General features: G+C 63.1%; 9 protein-coding genes and 2 pseudogenes. 5 read left to right on the forward strand and 6 right to left on the reverse strand.

Annotated elements, in window-relative coordinates; genetic code table 11:
- Positions 1 to 2: 2 nt before the first annotated feature.
- From ppc to ACW7G3_RS05845, 5 genes are all read left to right on the forward strand, one after another.
- Positions 3 to 2,759, forward strand: a complete 2,757-nt coding sequence (ppc, locus tag ACW7G3_RS05825; protein ID WP_456981658.1) for a phosphoenolpyruvate carboxylase — start codon at positions 3 to 5, stop codon at positions 2,757 to 2,759.
- Positions 2,760 to 2,862: 103 nt separating this feature from the next.
- Positions 2,863 to 3,495, forward strand: coding sequence for a glutathione S-transferase family protein (locus ACW7G3_RS05830; protein WP_456981659.1), 633 nt, complete (start codon positions 2,863 to 2,865; stop codon positions 3,493 to 3,495).
- 38 nt (positions 3,496 to 3,533) lie between these two features.
- Positions 3,534 to 4,517, forward strand: a complete 984-nt coding sequence (locus ACW7G3_RS05835; RefSeq protein ID WP_456981660.1) for a GlxA family transcriptional regulator — start codon at positions 3,534 to 3,536, stop codon at positions 4,515 to 4,517.
- Positions 4,518 to 4,616: 99 nt separating this feature from the next.
- On the forward strand, positions 4,617 to 5,258 hold the full coding sequence (locus ACW7G3_RS05840) for an HD domain-containing protein (protein ID WP_456981662.1): 642 nt from the start codon (positions 4,617 to 4,619) through the stop codon (positions 5,256 to 5,258).
- A 53-nt stretch (positions 5,259 to 5,311) separates the two neighbouring features.
- On the forward strand, positions 5,312 to 5,896 hold the full coding sequence (locus tag ACW7G3_RS05845) for a TfuA-like protein (protein ID WP_456981663.1): 585 nt from the start codon (positions 5,312 to 5,314) through the stop codon (positions 5,894 to 5,896).
- Positions 5,897 to 5,914: 18 nt separating this feature from the next.
- Here the strand turns inward: ACW7G3_RS05845 and ACW7G3_RS05850 are convergent, their stop codons facing one another.
- From ACW7G3_RS05850 to ACW7G3_RS05875, 6 genes and pseudogenes are all read right to left on the reverse strand, one after another.
- Positions 5,915 to 6,052 carry a hypothetical protein gene (locus ACW7G3_RS05850; RefSeq protein WP_456981664.1) on the reverse strand — a complete coding sequence of 46 codons (138 nt, stop codon included), beginning with the start codon at positions 6,050 to 6,052 and terminating at the stop codon, positions 5,915 to 5,917.
- Positions 6,053 to 6,104: 52 nt separating this feature from the next.
- Positions 6,105 to 7,262 (reverse strand): annotated as a pseudogene (locus ACW7G3_RS05855) (IS3 family transposase).
- 57 nt (positions 7,263 to 7,319) lie between these two features.
- A pseudogene (locus tag ACW7G3_RS05860) lies at positions 7,320 to 7,677 on the reverse strand (transposase); the annotation flags it as partial.
- A gap of 109 nt (positions 7,678 to 7,786) precedes the next feature.
- Positions 7,787 to 13,327, reverse strand: coding sequence for a DEAD/DEAH box helicase (locus tag ACW7G3_RS05865; protein ID WP_456981666.1), 5,541 nt, complete (start codon positions 13,325 to 13,327; stop codon positions 7,787 to 7,789).
- Entirely contained in the window at positions 13,327 to 14,421 is a 1,095-nt protein-coding gene (locus ACW7G3_RS05870; RefSeq protein WP_456981667.1) for a hypothetical protein, read from the reverse strand. Before ACW7G3_RS05870 ends, ACW7G3_RS05865 begins: the two co-directional genes overlap by 1 nt.
- Complete coding sequence (locus ACW7G3_RS05875) at positions 14,406 to 17,201, reverse strand: hypothetical protein (protein ID WP_456981668.1); 2,796 nt, start codon at positions 17,199 to 17,201, stop codon at positions 14,406 to 14,408. Before ACW7G3_RS05875 ends, ACW7G3_RS05870 begins: the two co-directional genes overlap by 16 nt.
- Positions 17,202 to 17,203 lie beyond the last annotated feature (2 nt).

Below are 17,203 nucleotides of genomic sequence, written 5' to 3' on the forward strand. Positions count from 1 at the left end.
GCATGGACAATACGCCCGCTTCCCCCGACGACACCCCCTCGCTTCGCAGCGTGCACTTTGCCGAAACCGATGTCCTGCTGCGCGACGATGTGCGCCGCCTGGGCACGATGGTGGGCGAGATGCTGGCCGAACAGGTCTCGCCGGCATTGCTTGACCAGGTCGAGGCGGTGCGCCGCGCCGCCATAGCCCGGCGCGAGAACGACGAGCCGGTGGATGCGCTGGCTTCGGAGCTGGCGCAGGTGTCGCCCGCCAACGCCGATGCGCTGGTACGCGCGTTTTCCGCCTGGTTCGGCGCCATCAACCTGGCCGAACGGGTCCATCGCATCCGCCGCCGCCGCGAGCATCAGCGCAGTGACGATGGCCCCCAACCCGGCGGATTGGAGGCGGTACTGGCCGCGCTGCATGCCGATGGCGTGAGCCTGGATGAGCTGCAGACGCTGCTGCCGCGGATGTGGGTCGAGCCGGTGTTCACCGCCCACCCCACCGAGGCGGTACGCCGCGCGCTGCTGGCCAAGGAAGAGGTGATCGTTGAGCGCCTGGTGGCCGACATCGACCGCACCCGCACGCCCGAAGAGCGGCTGAGCGACGACTCGCGCATCCGCCAGGCGCTGGCCACCACCTGGCAGACCTCCGAGGCGCCGCCGCGCCGGCCCACGGTGACCGACGAGGTGGACCATATCGGCCACTACCTGGGCGTGCTGTTCAGAGTGCTGCCGGCGTTCTACCAGGTGTTTGCCGATGCGGTGGAGGCGGCCTGGGGCGAGCGCATCGACCTGCCCAACGTGCTCCGCTTCGGCACCTGGGTCGGTGGCGACATGGATGGCAACCCGAACGTGGGCGCGGACACCATCGAGGCCGCGCTCACCGCGCAGCGGGCGCAGGTGCTGGCGCAGTACCGCCAGGAACTGGCCGCGCTGGCCCTGGTGCTGACCCAGACCCGCGGCCGCGCCGGGATCAGTGCCGAAGTCGAGGCGCGGCTGGACGATTATCGTGACGCCATGCCGGGCGTCGCGGCAGGCCTGCGGGCGCGGCAGGAGGACATGCCGTACCGGCAGCTGCTGGAACTGATGTCGGCCCGGTTGAGGCCCGACAGCGATCAATCCTGTGAGGGTCTGCCCCACGAAGGTCTGCCCTACGAAGGTGTAGCCGGGTTCCTCGCCGACCTTGAGCTGATCGACGCCAGCCTGGCCGGCAATCGGGGCGGGCAGGCCGGCGGGCGGGCGCTGCGGCGGCTGCTGCGCCGGGTCCGCAGCTTCGGCTTCCACATGGCGGCGCTGGACCTGCGCCAGGATTCGGCGGTCCACGATGCCGCGCTCGGGGCACTGGAGGGCGACGATGGATGGGGCGAGCGCCCGCTTCCGGAGCGGCTCGAGCGGTTGCACGCGCTGATTGAAAACCCGACGCCGCGCGTGCCCGATGCGGAGGAGGCGGCATCATCGCTGGCCGTATTTCGCACGCTGAAGTCGGCGCGGGTACGTTACGGCGCCGATGCGTTCGGCCCCTATATCGTCAGCATGAGCCGCAGCGCCGCCGATGCGCTGGCGGTGCTGGCGCTGGCGCGCATCGCCGGCTGCGTGGAAGGCGACGGCGAGGGCGAGGTGCCGCTGGATGTCGCTCCGCTGTTCGAGACCGTGGATGACCTGGATGCCGCCGCGGGGGTGATGCGCTCGTTGTTCGACGACCCGGTGTATCGCCGCCACCTGCAGGCCCGCGGCGACCGCCAGATCGTGATGCTGGGGTATTCAGACAGCGCAAAGGACAGTGGCCTGCTGGCCTCGCGCTGGGCGCTGCAGCGCGCGCAGGTGGACCTGATGCGGCTGGCGAAGGAGGCCGGCGTGCGGCTGGTGTTCTTCCACGGCCGCGGCGGCTCGGTCAGTCGCGGTGGCGGCAAGACCGGGCGCGCGATCATCGCCGCGCCGCGCGGCACGGTGGACGGGCGCCTGCGGGTGACCGAGCAGGGCGAGGTGATCCACCGCAAGTACGGCATCCGCGCGCTGGCGCTGCGCAACCTGGAGCAGATGACCGGTGCGGTGCTGCAGGCCAGCCTGCGCCCGCGCCAGGCCGATCAGCGCGCACGCGTCTGGCGCGGGATCGCGGATGCACTCTCCGCCGATTCGCGCACCTGCTACCGCGCGCTGGTGCATGAGGACCCCGGTTTCAACGCCTACTTCCGCGCCGCCACGCCGGTGGATGTGATCGAGCGGCTGCAGATCGGCTCGCGCCCGTCGCGGCGCCGCGATGGCGGGGTGGAGAACCTGCGGGCCATTCCCTGGGTGTTCGCCTGGTCGCAGAACCGTTCGGGCCTGACCGGCTGGTACGGCGTGGGTCATGCGCTGCAGGCCGGCATCGACCGGCATGGGCTGGAGGCCATGGCGGAGATGGCGCGTGATTGGCCGTTCTTCGCCGCCATGCTGGATGACGTGGAGATGCTGCTGGCCAAATCCGACATGGACATCTTCGAACGCTATTCGCGCTTGGCCGGCGAGGCGCACGAGGTGTTCTTCCCAAGGATCGCGGCGGAGTTCGAGCGCACCCGCGATGCGATCCTGGCGATCAAGGGCGCCGACGAGCTGCTGTCCAACGACTATCGGCTGCGGCTGTCGATCCGCTTGCGCAATCCTTATGTCGACCCGATCAGCCTGCTGCAGGTGGAGCTGCTGCGGCGCTGGCGTGAGGGCGGGAGTCAGGAGGATGAGCTGCAGCGCGCGCTGTTCGCCACCGTCAACGGCATTGCCGCAGGCGTCCAGAACACCGGTTGAACCAACCCCCGCTGCGGTTTCGCGTAGGAGCGCGCCATGCGCGCTCCTACAGGTTGGGAGGCGGGCGTAGACTCTGCGGTTTGCGACCCTGTGAGGCTTGGCCATGAGCGACAGCGGAATCATCTTCCACACCAACCCCATGTCGCGCGGCCGCATCGTGCGCTGGCTGCTCGAAGAGCTCGGCGTGGAGTACCGCACCCAGGTGCAGGAATATGGCACCAGCATGAAGTCGCCCGAGTACCTGGCCATCAACCCGATGGGCAAGGTGCCGGCCATCCAGCACCGCGGCATGGTGGTGACCGAGGCCGCGGCGATCTGCACTTATCTGGCCGATGAATTTCCGCAGGCCGGACTGGCGCCGGCCGTCGATGATCCACTGCGCGGAACGTACCTGCGCTGGATGTTCTTTGCCGCCGGGCCGGTGGAGGCCGCAGTCTCGGCCAAGTCGCTGGGACAACTACCGCCGCCGGAGAAGGCCGCCTTTGTCGGCTATGGCAGTTTCGAGCAGACCATCGACACCCTGGAGCAGGCGGCGGCATCCGCTTCGCCGTGGCTGCTGGGCGAACAGTTCACCGCCGCCGACGTGTACGTGGGCAGCCAGGTCGATTTCGGGCTGGCCTTCAAGACGATTCCCGAACGCCCGGCGTTCACCGCCTGGGTCGAACGCCTGCGCGGGCGCGAAGCCTACAAGCGGGCAAGGGCGCTGGACGATGCGTTGATGCCGGCGAAGGATTAGGGCTGCACCGACTATCCGACGCTGGCAGCGGAGGCCACGTGGCGATACTTACGATCGCGATTGCAATACACGAGCATGTGCAGGCGCTGGACGTCGCCGGGCCGGTCGACGTGTTTGCCGAGGCAAACGGTCATGTTCCGGCCGGAGATCATTACAGGACGGTCCTGGTGGCAGCGGATCGCAAGCCGCTGCGGACATCCGGCGGCATGCTGGTGGTGGCCGACATGACGTTCGAGGAGGCGCGACGCGACTTCGACATCATCCTGGTGGCAGGCGGGCCGGAGCTGCCGGACACGGCGCCCAATGCCGGACTGCTGGAGTGGGTGGAGGAAGCGCCGCGCAGGTCGATGACCTACGGTTCGATCTGCACGGGCGCGTTCGTGCTCGGCCATGCCGGCCTGCTCGATGGCCGGAGGGTCACGACCCACTGGCAGAGTGCCGCCCGGCTGGCACGCATGTTCCCCGAAGCGAAAGTCGAAGCCGATTCGATTTATGTCCGCGACGGCCGACTCATCACGTCTGCCGGTGTCACGGCCGGGATCGACCTTGCCTTGGCGCTGGTCGGTCAGCGTCATGGGCCGGAGGTGGCCGTGGCCGTCGCCAAGCGGCTCGTCGTGGTGGCGCAGCGCCAGGGCGGCCAATCCCAGTTCAGCCCCTATCTCACGCCTCCCGTCGATCCCACGTCATCGGTGGCGCTCGTCCAGCAACACATCGCGGCGCATCCAGCCCAGCGGCACGCGCTCAAGTCGCTTGCCGGCGTGGCAGACATGAGTCCGCGCAACCTGATCCGCCATTTCGTCCAGGAAACCGGAATCACCCCGCACGAGTTCGTCCTGCGGGCACGGATCGACGCGGCCCGCAAGGTCCTGGAAAGCAGCGACCTGCCATTGAAGACCGTGGCATACGACTGCGGTTTCGGGACCGCGGACCGCATGCGGATCGTCTTCAGGGAGCGCCTCGGCGTGACTCCCGCGCAATACCGCGCCCGGTTCCGGCACCAGGAAACATCCCCGGCGTCATGAAATCGCGCTGTTTTGTCACGATCCGGCGCAAGCGTTCGATTGTGGCCAGGCGGATAACTGCCGACACTTGAGGCCAGTATTTTCCTGGAGTGGATTTCCATGACCGAGACCATCGCCGGCATCCGGGTGCCCGACAGCCCGCTGGTGCGCGCCGCCACGCAGCTTGTGCGCGACACCGAAGACGACCTGCTCTACAACCACAGTCGGCGCGTGTTCTTCTGGGGGGCGCTTTCCGGCAACCGGCGCGGCCTCGAATACGATCCGGAGCTGCTTTACCTGGGTGCCATGTTCCACGACATGGGCCTGACGGAACGGTACTCGAGCGCCGACTTGCGCTTCGAGGTCGACGGCGCCAACGCGGCGCGCGACTTCATGAACGGCTATGACGTGCCCGAGCGCGACGTCGAGGACGTCTGGACGGCCATCGCACTGCATACGACGCCCGGCATCCCCGCGCACATGCGGCCGACCGTGGCCTTGGTGACCGCTGGCGTCGAGATGGACGTGCTCGGCATCGCCTACGACGAGTTCAGCCACGAGCAACGCCACGAGGTCTGTGCCTGCCATCCCCGCGAGGCGAACTTCAAGGAAGGCATCATCGACCACTTCGCCGATGGCATCAGGAAGAAGCCGGAAACCGCATTCGGCAACGTGAAGGCGGACGTGCTGGCGCTGAAGGTGCCGGGATACCGGCGGACCGACTTCTGTTCCATCATCCTCGGCTCCGCCTGGCCGAACTGATCAGCCGAATTGAGCAGCGATCCCGCGCCACGAGGGAACACGTGAGGCCGATCGTGTTCCTGGGCCTGAGCCTCACCGGACCGGAAGCGCGCGCTGTCCTGGATGCGGAGTACCGCGCGCCCATCGTCCGCGGCGACCTGGATGCCATCGCTGCACCGGCGCAGGTCGTGATCGTCGACGGCATGCTTGATCCTGACCTGCGGCTGGACCCCGAAGAAGCCGCCCGGGCGCTCGCTCGCGGCCTCGATCTCCACGGGACCGCGAGCATGGGCGCGGTGTTGACGGCGCGGCTGGAACCCCTGGGCATGAAAGGTGCAGGGCAGGTGTTCCAGATACTGCGGACGCTGGGTGGCGACCGGGAGGATCTGGTCCAGGCACTGTTTGTGCGCGACGGGTTGGAGTTCAGGCCGCTCACGGTGCCGCTGATCAACGTGGTGGCCGGCTTTTGGTCGAGCGGATTGGGGACCGGAGAACTTGCTGAGCTCGTCCATGTGCTCCGCGCCATTGCGCTGGATGCGCGGACCTGGGAGAACATCGAGGCCGCCGTTGCCAGCGCGGGTTTCCGCCTGCCACCTGCGATCCGCCTGATGGACGTCAAGCGTGAGGATGCGCTCTGCCTGCTTCGGCAACTCAGGTAGCCGAGGAAAGCCTGCGACTCAGGCCCGTGCCAGGCGCGCCACGGACTCTGCAAGCGGTGCCTCGCCTTCGGTCAGCTCGATGATGATGCGGCCCACCGTTGGTTGTTCGATGATCTGCAGCGGGAAAAGGGGGCCGGGAAAAGGGAGGTAGGTCAATTTTTTGGAGAGTACGGAAAAATGAACCTGACCTCTTTTACCCCTTGGGGTTCTACCCCGAAATCACGGACGGTTGTGAAAGGGTGGAAAACTTCTGATCCTGTCTGGCGAGTCTTCGCCGCATCCTCGGGTTGTGGAATCGCTCGATGTATTCGAACACATCGGCTCTTGCGGCATCGAGTGTCGCGTACTTCATTCGATAGACCCGCTCGCGCTTGAGCAAGCCGAAGAACCCTTCGCATGCCGCGTTGTCGCCGCAATGGTCGACCGCGCTCATCGAGCACACCAGCCCGTTGGCTGCCAGGTAACGTTGGTAGTCGCCGCTTCGGAACTGGCTGCCGCGATCCGAGTGCAGGATCACCTGGTCACTGCTTTGGCGCTGCCACACCGCCATCTGCACGGCTCGGAGCACCCTCTGCCGATCCTGACGGTCGTGCATCGACCAGCCAAGGACCAGTTGGCTGAACAAGTCCAGCACGATGCATAGATACAGCTTGCCCTCGCTGGTCTTGATCTCCGTGATATCGGTGACCCACTTGGTCTCCGGCTCCAGCGCGGCAAAGTCCCGTTCCAGCCAGTGACGCACGCCCGGTGGCGTCAGCGCAGGCCGACCGCGCTGGCCACGCCGCTTCGGCCGCGGCCAGCCCTGCAAGCCGTCCGCCGACATCAGCCGGGCGACCCGGTTCAGACTCGCCGTCTCGCCTTCGTCGACAAGATCCTCTTGCATCCGGCCTGCACCCAGCGTGCCCCGGCTGTCTTCGTGCAGCTCACGGATGCGGCCGAGCAAGCGCTCGCTATCGACTTGGCGGGCGCTTGGCAGGCGCTTGCTCCAGTCGTAATAGCCGCTGGCGGACACCCGCAGACAGCGGCACATCAGCCGAACCGGGAACTCATCGCGGCAACGTTCGATCACCTGATACCTCAGGACGATCCCTTGGCAAAGAACGTCGTCGCTTCATCTTAAAAAATCCCGTTCCTTCTTCACCCGGGCCAGCTCGCGCTTGAGGCGGGCCAGTTCCTCATCCCGGGGCGTGCCGGTGCCGCCGAAGGCCACCTTGCCCTGGCTCTGGGCCTCTCGCTTCCAGCGGGTCAGCAGGGTGCCCCGGATCCCCAGCTCCCGTGCCACCTGGGCGCAGCTGACGCCCGGCTGGCTCGCCTGCTCAACCGCACCGCGCTTGAACTCCGCACTGAACTTCCTTCGCTTCGACATGAACACTCCTGTCGGCCCCTATCGGCCTTCTTGTAAGTGTCCGTGAAAACGGGGGTGAACCCGTCGCTCGCGGTTCTTGCTGAAGACTGTCGGCACCCACAACCGCATCGTCCATCGCCAGGCCCACGAACCAGCGAAACAGCAGGTTGTACTGGATCTGTTCCATCAACTGCCGTTCGGAACGAACGCTGTAGAACACCTGCAGCAGCATCGCCCGCAACAGCTTCTCCGGCGCGATGCTGGGCCGACCGCCCTTGGCATCGTCGGCATACATCCGTGCAAACAGGCCATCAAGCCGGACCCGCGCCTGGTTCACCCGTTCCCGGATCGGCCGCAAGGGGTGTGAGGCCGGCACAAAGTCGTCCAGTTGCCGGACGGTGAACAGACTCTCTCGCAGAACGTCGGCACCACGCATCGGAGGTCTCGGGGCGAGTGGATCGGAGTAGGGAGAGTCTATGATGCCGGGAGGTATTTCAGCAGCCTGCTAGGGGTGAACGATCAGGCGTTCGCAAAAAAGGGCTCGGTCATTGCCCCAGCCTTGTGCAGACCGACTTCGTCGCCGCCGGCAGGTTCGATCGCACTAGCAACTCATTGACGACGACTACTCCAAAATCGCCACCTTTCTCCTGCAACGCACGGACGTGCGAATCCGCGGCGTGGCCTTCCTTCAAGGCGCTGCTCAGGCCAACCACGATCATGCCGCCCTTCGACCTCAAACGGATGAGGATTGGAGCGATGTACTCGTTGCCTGCAACCATGATCTTGGCATTGCGTTCACATTCGACTTCCGCATCGGCACCAAAAAGTCTGGAGACATCCTTGAACAACAAGTCGGCCGACGCCTCCAAACGCTTGGTCTCGGTTTCCGGAACCTGGCCGGTCAGCAGGTAATCAATCAGTTCGATGCCGACATGACGATCGAGCGAGCGGTGTTCTATACGGTTGCCGAACGCACGCAGACAGCGATAGCACGACGAGTCGCACTGCTCCGGGCAGTTGGCAAGGAGGCCGCGAGCACGCGTCAACAGCTCATCCGCTCGGGCCGGAATGGCGCTGGAGAAGCCCGCGCCGCCCGGTAGCGTGTCGTACAGGAAGATTTCCGAGCACAGCGCCGAGCTTGCGTCTGCTGACATCGCCGGTCGGTGCTCGGCGAGAATCTCGCCCGGCTCAATTCCCAGCATGTCCGTCGCTGACCGCGCCAGCGCTTCGCTCACCGTACGCAGGGCGACATTGCTGGCATAGGTGCCTGGCCGCAGATTCATCGGTGCATCGACACGCAAAGAGAACAGGGCAATGTCGGTGACGAACCGCGTACCCAGTACAATATTCTGTTGCGTGTTACGCGTCATGCAGGACTCTTTCCCTGGCTCAGTCGGGTATGGGCGTCGGTGTCCGCCAGTGGCTGTGAGTACGGAATTCGGCTCCGTCATCGCTTCGATGCGACCACAGCCGGCGCAATACCGATAGCCCTCGGCCTTTGGTCCAACATTTGAGACCAAGAGGTGGGTTCGCTGTGGCAGTCCGGTAAACCTAGGACTCGCAACCACCCATTGCTGGTCACTGCCTGGCGTCTTCGTCGTCAGCTTGGCACGGGTCGCGTAGCTAACCTCTGGTACGCGATCGGGCGAGGTCTCCTCGGGAACATCCACCGGATGCGCAAACCCTACTGGCCGGATCCAAGGGCCCTTGAACTCGAATTTATCGTCGCTGCCGCACGCCGGGCACTTGCTGGGGCCACCCGGATTCTCGTCGGTCTTCCTGGTCTCGGCGAAACGGCATACAGAGCACTCGTAGTAGAGCTCCCGGTTGTCCCAAGCAGTGAGCCGCTCCGGCAGGGAGCGGGAATAGATGGCGCCGGATACATAGCATTTGCCACCCACCCACACCTGCTTGCCCGGGGCATATTGAGACAACGCCACCGGCAGCCCCTGCGACGGCGAGTATTGGTCCTTGTGCCGGAACTTGTTCGATTTCTCCCGATCGAAGATGTGGAACGTCGCGACATCGGTTGGGAAGGCGTATCGCGGCAGGACGCCTTCGTAAAGTAGGCGATCGAGCAGCTTGTCGCCGTCGGCGCGGGCGGGCTTTTCTTCTTCGACGTCCGGATCGCCTTCGAGGTCTTTCACTGAGGGATAGGGGCCTGTCTTCGACGCGGGCTTCATCGCCCCGGGCTTTGTGTCACTCTCGATGGCCTCGTCAATTGCCTTAAGGCAGTCGACGACCATCGCATCCGTCAACTCCGTAATTCTCGTGGTGGTCAGTTGCTCCGGCAGCCATTTTTCGGCGCGAACCTTGAGATCGGCTTCGTTCTCGAATAGCCACTTCCCGAAGTCCTCCAGATTGAGAACACCCGAACCGTCCCGGAAGCTTCCGACCTTGCCCAGGACCGAAAAAAGATCGGACGACTGGAGCGGGTTGAACTTCGGCAAACGGTCTTGGTGGTAGCACTGCAGCAGGAAGGCACGCAGATGTCGACGGGCAATGTCTTGGTTGTTCAACGTCAGGACGGGGTCGACGACCTCCCCCGAGATCATCTCTTCAGGATGCGAGAAATAGTGTTCATCATGACTGTCGACGCTGCCGAAGGCGACGACGGTTGCCACAGCATTGCCACGACGCCCGGCACGCCCAGCGCGCTGCTGGTAGTTCGCGCGGCCAGGCGGCATATTCCGAAGAGCAACGCCAGAGAGTGCGCCAATGTCGATGCCGACTTCCATGGTCGTGGTGCTCGACAGGATGTCGATGGCGACAGGCGCGTCTTCCTGATCGTGCCAAGCGATGTTGATGTCCTGGAAAAGCAGTTCATTCCTCTCGGCCTTGGAGAACGCATCTTCCGGGTCGGAGGAATTCAGCTGCGCGGTGTGTTCGGCGGCAATGAGGGCCATCGGCGCTACCGGTTCGTCCTTCAAGATGTCTCGGGTCGAGCGACGGTAGTAACCCTTGCGGGCGACGAACACGTCATCTTGCTCCGGGTCAATCTCGGCAGTCGTGTCCTTGCCGCAATCCACGCACTTTGCATAGTTCTCAATTGGGCGATGGACGGAAGCGCAGTTGGAACAGCGGACCCACTTGCCACCCAGCTCCAGGTATAGCGTTTGCGCGTGCAAGCGGTAGGTCGAGTTCATCGACTCCGTGAACGTGCCCAAGAGCGCTGGCACCCACTGCTGGGCAAAGGTGGCACGGGCATTTTTGTCCGGCAGGATCTTGTTGACCAGTTTGAACTTTCCGGAGTGGCCATGGACCTGGCGCTGCCAAAGGTCGTTATCCATGCCTGCAAACCAGATGTGTTTCTTCCGCCAGCATCGCAGCCAGAAACCCACCAGCGAGAGCTTGGCACTTTCAGTTGTTGCGAATCCGGGGAGATCTGGCAACTTGTTTAGTAGATCTGCCTTCTTCCGAGGCATGACCGTCAGCGAGCCTAAGGCCAACGCTTCTAGCCCGATGTAGCGATCCCCAATGACGCTCATCAGTTCGTTGAGCATCGATGCCGGCGCCTCGCGGTCGTGGTAGTCCTCGTACATGTCGCCCAAGACGTCCTCGTCGACCGAACCGCCGCCATGGATTTTGCCTCCCATTTTTGCGTATGCGTCGAAGGATTCGCTGGACTTCAGTTCCGGGCGAAGCCTGACGGACAGGCACCGGGCCGCCAGCAGGGTCGCAAAATACGAGTCTTGAAGGCTCACTCGCCTTGCAAGAGAAGGGGATTGCTGGAGGCGACGCGTGCCCCAGATCAACAGCGGCCTCAACGCATCGAGCATTGAGTATGTCTGCAGGTTGGGGGCTAGCCTTGCCGCGACTTGCCGCGAGTCGGAGAACGCGAGGACTTTGCGCCCGCGCAGCGGCGCGAAACTGTCGTCTGTCTTCGGACCCTGAGGTTGGATCTGAATCTGCCGGGCAACGAGTGCCTGGAACGGTTGGTCGCCCTTCGTCATGTGGTCCTGGACCGAGGACTTCCCGCCAACCGCCTTGTTCCGGCAAATGCCGCAAGGGATGAACTGGCCCTTGGACCCAATCTCGCCCTCGTCGTCGTCGGCTAGGTCCGCAGCACTCAGCGGCCTGAGGTAAACACGGCGCGATCGAATGCCGCCGTCATAACCGTTGAGGCGCCCAGTCTCGACGTCGTAGTCGGCCGGTAAAGCGGCACCTTCGTCGATTGGCTCCTGGAGTAGGAGGTCCAGCGCCTCCAATTGACCGGCGTCACCCTCCTCCAATGCAATGTTGGCGCCTGGTTCGGGCCAGAGCGACGTGGGCTCTTCGACATGATCGGTATAGGCGCGAGCATAGGGTGCGCCGCAGTGCCGGCACGTGTAAAACTCCAAACAAGTCGCGCCGCACTTGCACTGCTTGATCGGCTGACTGTAGACCTTGCCGCAGTAGGGGTTCTTCTCGTCGGCGCTGACCTCGTTGCATTCCGGGTCCATGCAAGCCCAGAGACCTGGAAAGCCGCGGAAGAAGCTGTGCACGCGGCATGGCAGCAGACCGGTACCGTCCGCGGCGCGGGCGCGGCTGCCCAATGTGAGCAGGTTCGACAAAGCTTTGCTCGCCAAGTCGGGATCCACGCACGGGAAGATCATCCCGGCCAGTGAAGCCAACGGTTTCGCTGTGCCCATCGTTTCGTTAACAAGAAGTTGCAGCGGCCCGAATTCTTCCAAGGCCGCGAACACATCCTGGTCGACGATCGCGGAGGCCGTTACGTTGCGGTAGCCAAGGAACCCGGCGATGAGTCCGGCCTGCTCCTCGGGTGTATCCGCGTGCTGGAGCGCTGTGACGTCAACGCTCACCAGTGCCGCTGCGTCGGCCTGCGTACCCGCGTGGGCCATTGATCCCTTCTTGAGCGTGCCGGTCACAGGTTCAAACGAATCTGCCGGGCAACCGCTCAATTGCGCACCGAACTCTCGGGCGTAGGTGCTACTACTGAAGCTTGCCGTCGCACAGATCGCCTGGATGCGGTCAGAAGACACTCCGAGACGGTCGGTCAAGCGTCGGATCAGTAATCCGACCTCAGCCCCACCTGCACCGCGGTAAAGATGCGCTTCGTCGAGAATGATCAGGAACTTTTCTTCGGGGTTCTCTTCCAACCATGCCTTCGTGTGGTCGAAGATCGAGCGTTCGATCGGTCGCATCAGCATGTACTCGAGCATCGAGTAGTTGGTGATCAACAGGTCCGGCGGAGTGTGTTGCACTTCGTGGCGCGTGATCAATTCGCTGTCATCGGGGAGCGTGACGGCGCGGATAAATTCATCCGTGCCCCGTTTCTGCCACGGTGACCCGGCGTTACCCAGCCACTGCGCCAGACTCGGCTTGGCCGGCCACTTCCCTTTCGCGTGTAACTGCTGCCACAAGCGCTGGGCACGATCGGCATCCGGTCCATTGCCCTCTGCTTCGCGCTCGATCGTCACGTAAAACTCTTCCAGCGACTTTAGTCGTGAGTCGTCCTTCCTCTTGTCTCGCACGCCTGCATAAGGAGTCCTGCTCGTGTACCTCGCGAACTGCGGAATGCGGCCAGCCCATTCGCTGAATGCAGCGGTCACGCGTGGATCACTGAAAATTGAGCGGAGCCGACCCAACTGGTCATTGACCAAGGCATTCATCGGATAGAGCAGGAGTGCTCGTACTGCGCGACTTCCGAAGGCCCCGGGCTTCGCGCTGGCCTCGATCGCCAGCTTGGATAGCACCGGCATCAAGAACGACTCGGTCTTGCCCGATCCGGTGCCCGTCATGATCAGGAGGTTCTTACCGTCGACAATGGATTTCTCGATCGCGTCGGCTTGGTGCTTGTACGGCGGATCGTGGAGCAGCGGCTTGTGACCGGTGTCCTTGTCAGCGAGGGATTGCAACAATGAGATCGCCGCCGACGACAGTCCTTCGATCTGGTTGAACCTGCGATCGGAGACGTACCGGGGCGTCGACTCTAGGAAGGGAACTTGATGGACGTTGCCCGGCTCGTTTAGGAGGCGCTGCCGCGCCTTGACCAACACTGGATTTCCGATGTGGTACGTCGCTTCGATGTACTCCGAAAGCGCCGTGTGCAATTCCGATACCGACTCCTGGATCGTGGAAGCCATTATTCCCCCTGATTGACTTGCTTAAACCACATGTAGGACTGCAACAGGTCGTCGATGTCGTGGCTGAACTGTCGCGCTAGCTCGTACGCAAAGAGGGCGCCATTAGCTGCGACCCGTTCACCACGGGTCCGAAGATGTCGTTCGGCCCAGAGCGGCAAAGGCGAGAAGAACTCGTAGCGAACGGTATCGCCGTCTCGTGGGGTGAGACGGTAGGTCTGAGGTTTTCCGGACAACGCGTCAAGCGCACTTTGGATTCTCCATCCATGGTCGCAGCCCCGAAACTTCCCGCCACGCCAAGGCAAGTCGAGGAAGCGCTTAGGGAAGCCGAGCTCCAGCTCAACGAACACCCAAAGAGGAGATCCGAAGGCTTGGGGCCGACGGCCGACGAAATGCCCGGATTGTCCTTCCGGCGCAGTCCAGCGGCTGGCATAGTTCTGCCAACCGTTGGCCAACCCGACCACTTTCAGCCCTTCCAGTTGCCCTTTCCCATCGAACTCCTCTAGCCGTCGGATGACCTGATCCAGGAATTTCTCAGCCGGTCGATCTTGCGGAAGCCGCGTCCAGGCGCCTTTCGAAATCTCAAGATAACCGGCATCGAGCAGTTGCTCTCGGACGGCCTCGTTATTCTCGCCTTGCAGTACGCGCAGCTCACGCCTGCATTGGAGGTGATGTCTTAGGGGCACGGGTAGGGTGGCCTGATCTTCGGCTTCGACTCCGAGAACCAAGATCAGTTCTTCCAAGACGACGAAAGTTGGTGGAGCGCAGTACAGCCAATCATCGGCCGCTACAGAAGGTAGCGTCGATGTCCCACCCAGTTCCAACAGGTCACCAACTACGACCAGGCGATCCAGCACGTCGCAGACACAGGCCTTGGTGGCCTCCATATCGCCCAGACCGATGAAGGCTTCTGTCGCGGTACTAATTATCGTCTCTCGCGGGCAAGGACACATAGAAGCCGCGATACGGCGCAGGACGGCCGCAACCAAGGCGATCGATAAGTCCTCTTCGTGCGATCCGGCTTCCTCGACACCAAATTGCCTGGCCATTGTGCCGAGCAGGCCAGCCCGGGATACCAACTTCAGCTCCAGTCCCACGGCTTACCCTCCAGCATTATCTGCAGGTAGCGGATACCGCGAACCAGCTCTCCTTGGGTGGCCAGCTCACGCACATCCTTCGCGACGTCGGTGGATCTTGTCGTAAATCCTGCGGGATCGGTGAAGAAACGCAGTCCTCTTTCAACCACATTGCTGTCGTTGCAGACGTCAAAGGCACTCGATATCGGCAGCAACCAAGACACAACCTCGATCGGAGATTTCTCGAGGACCTCTTTGTGCGACATGCGTAGCTTGGCAGCGAAACTTCGGTGTGCAGGAATAGCGGTGATGTTCTCGCCCAAGTCCGCAATCGCGTCTGCGTCCTGATTGGATCTTTCATACGTTGCTTCTGCTTGCAGCCATGCAGCGCCACAGACGAGTTTCGTTAGCGCACCGCGCATGGCGCGGAGCACCTGCTTCTGGCGGGCGGTTCCGAACGGTCCAACGGCCCTTGCCTTTGCCCACAGCTTTAGCAGTTGAATGTCGTCTTTCAGCGTGGCGGCAGACACAGCGAATCCGTCCAGCTTGGGTGTAAACCCGCTGAGGCTGGCCAAATCGCTCCAACGCTGCTGCGAAGGCAGGCTCACGATGACCGCATCCATGCGTCCTTTTCCGGTGACGACATATAGGCCACCAGGCGCCCCGACCTCGATGCCATCGACGCAGGCGTCGTAAACGAGCGATTTTGACCTGTTGGGCGCGTCCAGTGGTGCCATTTGACAGACGGCACGGTTGCCCAGGCCCGCTTCGTCGATCAGCCGCAACGATATCGTCTGCTTCAATTGCTTCGGCAACCAACGGACGGGCCGGCTGACCCGATCGAGCGGAAGCACAAACGATCCGAGCTCTTCCGCATCCGCGACCAACTTGCAGGTAGAGCTTACCCCGAGTAATTCTTGGCTCTCGCTCCCCAACTTCGCCCAAAGGTCGGTCAATGTCACCGGGAGCTCGAACTTGCCGATGGGTGCATCGAAGTCCTCGAACCCCACGATCTCCAGTCGGACTTTGACCTTCCGGGCACGCGGGCCGAACAGGTCGAGCGTCAACCGGCCTTGTTCCAGATCGTCCAGCGTCGCATCCACGGGCGATGGAATTGCCATCAGCCCACCACGCTGACTGATGGTTTCCTCCATCCCCAACGGGTCGCGCACTTCCAGCAGCACCTCGCCGCGCGTGACGTCTCTGGTTGCGTGAAGGTTTGCGCCGATCTTCACTTCCACAGTCAGCGTGTATGAGCCTGATGGCAGACGCGGCAACTGCAGCCACGACGGACCCTTGACGCCCTGCCGCGGAATGGACAGTCGGCTGGCGCCGTCCAGCGCCACGTCGACAACGGCTACGTCGTGGTCCACGTCGATTCCGAAGCACGGCGCGTCGGTGGTCAGCCATTCACTGCGACCCTCGCCATCCCAAGACAACGCCGGGATGCCCGCCGGCCAGACCGTCACAGTCGTCGCAAGCCGCAAGTTCAGGGAATGCAGTACTTGGCGCGTGTCAGCAGGTACGCGCTGGGGCAATGCGAGCCTCATGCCCACGACCCCCTGACATTCGACGTCGACAGGATTGAGCACCGAGCTGCGCGGAAAGGAATGTCCCGTATTGGCGAGGACGATGTATTCATGCCCCGGTCGAACGAGGCGTTGGCGCACTTGTCTGGCCAAGCCATCCGCGCCAACCTTGCACACCCACAAGGGGCCTTCGCTCAAGGTTCCGTCCTGGCTCAACAAGTGTTCGAGGATTGGGTGGGCATCCTTGAATTTCACCACGACCCCATCCTTGGGCCATTGCTGCAGCATGTGTAACTTCGTGGGTCGGGTCAGGATCTGGGCAGGTTGCCAAGCTCCCGTGCCGCCCTGAAGCTGGACCTTCGTTGTGTTGAGGAACTGCCGGATTTCTGCGGCTTCTGACGCCAAGGGGGAGAACGAAGGAATTAGCACGCCCATTCGCCAGGCGTCGTTCTCCTTGCTCAAGAGCAAGTTCGGCGCGAGGTTGAATCGGGCTGCCGGAGATTGTTGCGGGGACGGCGGCGTTCGCCCTGCCTGGGGATTCCTGCTTGCGCCTCGAATCCGGCGAACGTCGCGAGCTTCTCGCAGCAAATTCTTCGCGGACTGCGTGCGCTCTAAGTCTGCCACGATCCGCTTCGTCGTCTCGGGCGAGAGGGGCGGTTCTTCCGTTTCGACGCCCAGCAAGGCCAGGGCGATCCGACCGACCAGTTCTTCCTGCTCGCTGAACTCTCGGAAGCGGGACGACGCCAGCGCCGAGTTCGCACGAATCAATCGGCCGACGCTGAGTGGATCGTTGTTGGTCGCCAGCCGGTATCGATTCGTATGCAGCGACTTGGCGAAGTGGTACTGCAAGTCCTGCGGGAGGATGGCGTGGGTGATAGGCCAAGCAATGATCGAAAACTGCTGCGCCCAAGTGCCGGACGGGCGGACACCACGATACTTACGACTGAACTGCCGGAACCACACTCGTATCTGGCTTCGATTCCGGCTGCTGTCCGCGCACTGCCTCCACGCCGGCAGACGATCGCCGAACGTTTGCCAGTATTCCGCGCCCGCGTAGCTGTAACCGACTTCGGAGGCGAATACGACCCACACCAACCAATATCTAGCATCGAGCTTTCCGTACCGGGCCTGCTTCGACAACTCGGTGGCTAGTTCCGCTATGTCGATAGTCTGATCATGCTCCAGCGCGAAAATGCGCCGGTCCTCCGCGCGTTCTCCGGACAGTTGCCCGTATCTGGTTTCGAGCGTTCGTTGGAGCGCGTCCAGGTGCATGC

Source organism: Luteimonas sp. A478, assembly GCF_054052025.1.